The 4,028-nt window shown below is 73.2% G+C and carries 4 protein-coding genes and 1 pseudogene; 3 read left to right on the top strand and 2 right to left on the bottom strand.

The genetic code is table 11. The features are described from left to right. The 3 genes and pseudogenes from E1182_RS29590 to E1182_RS29600 form a co-directional block, all read left to right on the top strand. Positions 1 to 298: pseudogene (locus E1182_RS29590) on the top strand (hypothetical protein); the annotation flags it as partial. 71 nt (positions 299 to 369) lie between these two features. After that, positions 370 to 1,374: a hypothetical protein gene (locus tag E1182_RS29595; protein WP_132271012.1), complete on the top strand. Its 1,005-nt coding sequence runs from the start codon at positions 370 to 372 to the stop codon at positions 1,372 to 1,374. 198 nt (positions 1,375 to 1,572) lie between these two features. Further along, the gene (locus E1182_RS29600; protein WP_132271013.1) at positions 1,573 to 2,769 is read left to right on the top strand and encodes an MFS transporter; all 1,197 of its coding nucleotides are present in this window, start codon (positions 1,573 to 1,575) and stop codon (positions 2,767 to 2,769) included. 15 nt (positions 2,770 to 2,784) lie between these two features. Here E1182_RS29600 and E1182_RS29605 read toward each other — a convergent pair whose 3' ends face one another. Next, on the bottom strand, positions 2,785 to 3,207 hold the full coding sequence (locus tag E1182_RS29605; RefSeq protein WP_243706493.1) for a YchJ family protein: 423 nt from the start codon (positions 3,205 to 3,207) through the stop codon (positions 2,785 to 2,787). A 92-nt stretch (positions 3,208 to 3,299) separates the two neighbouring features. Beyond that, positions 3,300 to 3,956 carry a C39 family peptidase gene (locus E1182_RS29610; RefSeq protein ID WP_132271014.1) on the bottom strand — a complete coding sequence of 219 codons (657 nt, stop codon included), beginning with the start codon at positions 3,954 to 3,956 and terminating at the stop codon, positions 3,300 to 3,302. Positions 3,957 to 4,028: the final 72 nt, after the last annotated feature.

A 4,028-nucleotide genomic window follows, 5' to 3' on the forward strand; every position in this document is an offset into this window, starting at 1 on the left:
GGCGGTGACCGTGCCACGACCGGCCGGCCAGCAGTGCGACGTGACCGTGGAGGTGATCGCCACCGTGCGCACCAACGGGCGGCCCGGCGTGATCGAGTACCGGTGGCAGCGCTCGGACGCCGCACCGGGGGCCGTGCTGACCGAGTGGGTCGGGTGGGGGCAGCAAAGTGCCACCCTTACTCTCCAGTGGACCTTCAGCGGCACCGGCACCGCCCGGGAGACCGCCACCGTCATCCTCGTCACCCCTGCGGCCCCGCAGGCCAGCACCGAGGTCAGCTACGCCTGCCACCCCTCCTGACCGGCGTTTCCCCACCGACGGGTCCGGGTAGGTCGAGGCCGACCGGACCGACGGACGTGTGGAGGGCACGCATGACAGACAACTTCGGCGACGCGGTGGGTGACGCCTTCCGCGCCGTGATGCTCTTCCTGCCCAAGGCGCTCGCCTTCCTGGCGATCCTGGTGCTGGGCTGGCTGGCGGCCAGGGCGGTCCTGAAGATCGTGGACCGGGTCCTCGAACGGGTCCACTTCGATCGGGCGGTCGAACGGGGCGGCATCAAGACCGCCCTGGCCCGCTCCCCGTACGACGCCAGTGACATCGTCGCCAAGCTGGCCTACTACGCGGTCCTGCTGGTGACCCTCCAGCTCGCCTTCGGCATCTGGGGGCCGAATCCGATCTCCGACCTGATCGCCGGGGTCATCGCCTGGCTGCCGCGCGCCTTCGTCGCGATCGTCATCGTGGTGGTCGCCGCGGCCATCGCCCACGCCGTCAAGGACATCATCAGCAGCGCCCTCGGTGGCCTCTCCTACGGCCGGGTGCTCGCCAACATCGCCTCGGTGTTCCTCATCGGCCTGGGTGTCATCGCCGCGCTCAACCAGATCGGCGTCGCCACCGCGGTGACCACTCCGGTGCTGGTCGCCGTGCTCGCCACGGCCGGTGGCATCCTCGTCGTCGGCGTCGGTGGCGGGTTGGTCCGCCCGATGCAGAGCCGCTGGGAGGCCTGGCTGAGCCGGGCCGAGCGGGAGTCCCGGCTGATCGCCACGCACGCCCGGGCGTACCAGGCCGGGCGGCGTGACCTGCGCGACCACCTGACCCCGGCCGTCGACCCGGACGCCACGCAGGTCGTGCCCCCGGTCGCCGACGTCGACGCGACGCAGGTGGTGGCCGGCAGCGGGGACGCGGACGCGACGCAGGTCGTGCCCCGGGTCGCCGACGTCGACGCGACGCAGGTGGTGACCGGTGTCGGCGGCCCGGACGCGACGCGCGCGGCGAACCCGGTCGTCGCGCCGCGGCAGGGCACGCACGACGAAGCCAGCGCGGACAGCGACGCCACCATGGTCATCCCGCCGGCCGGCGGTGAGGCGTCCCGCCGCTGACCGGACAGGCCGCGATCGCGGGGCGGGATCGTCCGGGATCCCGCCCCGCCGCGTGCTTCCCGGGGACACTGCCACCGGTGTCCGGGGTAGCATCCGGACATGACCTGGCGATGGTGATCGGTCCCTGAGGGCCACGGCCGCGGGCCGCCGGGGCGACGCGCACGTGACGCGTCCGACCGGCTCCGTGGAAAGGCCCTCATGACCATCAGCCCCGAGCAGCGGGTCCGCCGAATGGCGGGCACGCTCTACACGTACGCCTTCTTCAGCGACTTCATTTTGCTCTACCCGCTGTACGCCCTGCTGTTCAGCGACACCGGCCTGTCGGTCGGGCAGATCTCCTCACTGTTCGTCATCTGGTCGGTGACCGGGATCCTGCTGGAGGTGCCTTCCGGGGCGCTGGCGGACGCCGTCTCCCGCCGTCTGCTGGTCGTCCTCGCGCCACTGTTCGCCGGCGCCGGGTTCGCCCTCTGGTTGCTGGCCCCGTCGTACCCGGCGTTCGCTCTGGGCTTCGTCTGCTGGGGAGTCGGCGGCGCGCTCGGATCCGGTGCCCTCGAGGCGCTGGTCTTCACCGAACTCGACCACCTCGGCGCGGCCGGCCGGTACGCCCGCACCATGGGTCGGGCGAAGACCGCCGGTGTGCTCGGGGTGCTCGCCTCGATCGTCCTGGCTGGCCCGGTGCTCGCCGCCGGCGGTTACCCGGCCGTCGGTGCGGCCAGCGTGCTGGCCACCGTGCTGGCTGCCGCCGTGGCTGCCACGCTGCCCGAGCACCGCCGGGCCGGGCCGGGCACGGCGGGGGAGGAGGACGCCGACCTGGGCTGGCTGGGGAGCCTTCGCGCCGGCCTCGCCGAGGCCCGCGCGGACCGGCGGGTACGCGCCGCGCTGCTGCTCGTACCGGCGGTGACCGCCGTCTGGGGCGCCCTGGAGGAGTACACCCCGCTGCTGGCCCGGGACACCGGCGTCGCGGAGCCGACCGTGCCGCTGCTGCTCCTGATCGGCTGGGCCGGAGTGACCCTCGGTGGGCTGCTCGCGGCGCCGGCCGAGCGGCTGAGCACCCGCGGCTACGCGGGGCTGCTGGCGTTCGCCGCGGCGGCGCTCGCCGCCGGGGCCGGACTCCGGCACCCGGCGGGATTCGCGCTGCTCGGCGTCGCGTTCTGCGCGTTCCAGGTGGCCACCGTCCTGGCCGACGCGCGGCTGCAGGCGCGGATCGCCGGTCCGAGCCGGGCCACGGTGACCTCGGTCGCCGGGATGGCCACCGACCTCACCGTCATCGCCGTCTACGGCGGGTACGCCCTGGTCGCCGGGATCACCGACAACGCCGTCGCCTTCATGGTCGCGGCCGTGCCGTACGCCCTGGTGGCGGCCGGGCTGGGTCTGCGCCGTCCGGGCCGGAGGTGACCCGGCGGCGCGCGGTCACTCGGGCAGGGCGTCGAGGTACACCCAGCGGCCCTCGGAGCGTACGAACCGGCTGCGTTCGTCGACCGTGCCGGGCCGTCCGGCCTGCCGGTAGTGGGCGCGGAACTCGACGGTTCCGGTGCTGTCGAAGAGGCCGCCCCGTTCGGTGTCCACGATCTCCAGCCGGGTCCACCGCTGTGCCGGGTCAAGGCGCAGCCGAGCCGGCCGGGTCGAGGGGTGCCAGCTGCGTAGCAGGTAGTCGACGTCGCCGACGGCGAAGGCGCTGTACCGGGAACGCATCAACGCCTCGGCGGTGCCGGCCGTTCCCTGGCCCCGGTGTACCGGGCCGCAACAGTCGGCGTACGGCAGACCGCAGCCGCAGGGGCAGGGGCGGTCCGGGTCGTCGTCGCTCACCCCTCGCCGGGGTCCACGTCTGGCCACGGCCCCATCCTGCCCGTGTCGACCGGCACCCACGCGGCCGGGTACGCCGAAGGGCCGACCCCGGATGGGGTCGGCCCTGTCGGTCGGTGCGGTCAGGAGGTGGAGTAGCCGCGGGTGGCGATCCAGTCGGCGAGGTTGTCCACGCTGATGTCGTAGGTGGCGGTGTCGGGGTTGGCCGAGTCGGCGATGGTCACGATCTTTCCACCGTCGCGGTAGCCGGTGACGGCGATGTAGTGCCCGCCCTCGAAGGAGTGCACGCCGCCGTCGGTGTCGGTGGCGGTGCCGGCGATGTTGGCGACGAGGGCGCGGCCGTCGTCGACGGTGCGCACGATGTCGGCGCGCAGGGTGTCGGTCTGCTTGTCGTCGGCCTTCGGCGTGCTGATCTCGACGCTGTGGTACACGTTCCTGCCGGTTTCCTTGTTCAGGACGGGGGTGATGTCGTTGATGCTGTTGGTGCCGTTCTCGGTGGTGCCCATCCGCTTGGCCATGGCGTCGACGTCGATGGTCTTGCCCTGGACGGAGAGGGCGTTGCGGGCGGCGGCGGGGCCGCAGTAGTAGAAGTTGGGCTGGGCCTCGTAGTCGACCTTCAGCTCACGCTCGCCGTGGCCCTTGCGGTCGGTGCTGACCTGGGTGGCTGCCTTCTCGGCCGGGGTGGCCTGGGCGGCGATGGCGGGGCCGGCGATGCCGCCGGCGGTGGCGGCGATGGTGGCGACGGTCAGAGCGCTGTTGCGGATCAGATCGGTACGCATGGGGGATCGACCTTTCGTTCGGGGGATGCGGCGGCCGCGGGGGAGCGGCTGCCGTGGAGAGAAGATGGTGTG

Source organism: Micromonospora sp. KC721 (genome assembly GCF_004348355.1).
Taxonomy (GTDB): domain Bacteria; phylum Actinomycetota; class Actinomycetes; order Mycobacteriales; family Micromonosporaceae; genus Micromonospora.

Excerpts from the sequence above, each read along its gene's own strand:
- E1182_RS29600 (WP_132271013.1), top strand. The coding sequence starts at position 1,573 with ATGACCATCAGCCCCGAGCAGCGGGTCCGCCGAATGGCGGGCACGCTC.
- E1182_RS29610 (WP_132271014.1), bottom strand. The coding sequence starts at position 3,956 with ATGCGTACCGATCTGATCCGCAACAGCGCTCTGACCGTCGCCACCATC.
- E1182_RS29595 (WP_132271012.1), top strand. The coding sequence starts at position 370 with ATGACAGACAACTTCGGCGACGCGGTGGGTGACGCCTTCCGCGCCGTG.